This window comes from Micromonospora echinofusca (assembly GCF_017614955.1).
Classification (GTDB): Bacteria; Actinomycetota; Actinomycetes; order Mycobacteriales; family Micromonosporaceae; genus Micromonospora; species Micromonospora echinofusca_A.
This window is the reverse complement of sequence record NZ_WVUH01000771.1, coordinates 1-336: the sequence shown is the minus strand read 5'-3', so window position 1 is coordinate 336 and position 336 is coordinate 1. Positions and strand designations below refer to the sequence as shown.

The 336-nt window shown below is 63.1% G+C and carries 1 pseudogene; it reads right to left on the bottom strand.

Annotated features, from left to right (window positions below):
• Nucleotides 1-151: 151 nt before the first annotated feature.
• Nucleotides 152-336 (bottom strand): annotated as a pseudogene (locus GSF22_RS34320) (IS5 family transposase); the annotation flags it as partial.

The following is a 336-nucleotide window of genomic DNA, read 5'->3' as shown; positions in this document are numbered from 1 at the left end:
GCCAGCCGGCAGCCCGCCACGACGTCCACATCGTCACCGCCGCCACCAGCACAAAGCGTAAAGGCGGCACGAAAACAACGAAGACTTCGAATAACCCGAGGCCACGCCGCACAGGTTAAAGATCAAGCTAAGGCGTGTTTCATAAGCCCGGTCAGAGCCATTCGCAGATGATGGTGATGGTCAGGACGGCCTGGAACCGGACGGCCAGCTTGTCGTAGCGGGTGGCCACGCCGCGGTGGCGCTTGAGCCTGTTGATGCCGTTCTCGACGGCGTGTCGCTTCCGGTAGAGGTCTGGGTCGAACTTCGGTGGGCGTCCGCCGCGGCTGCCCTTGGCTT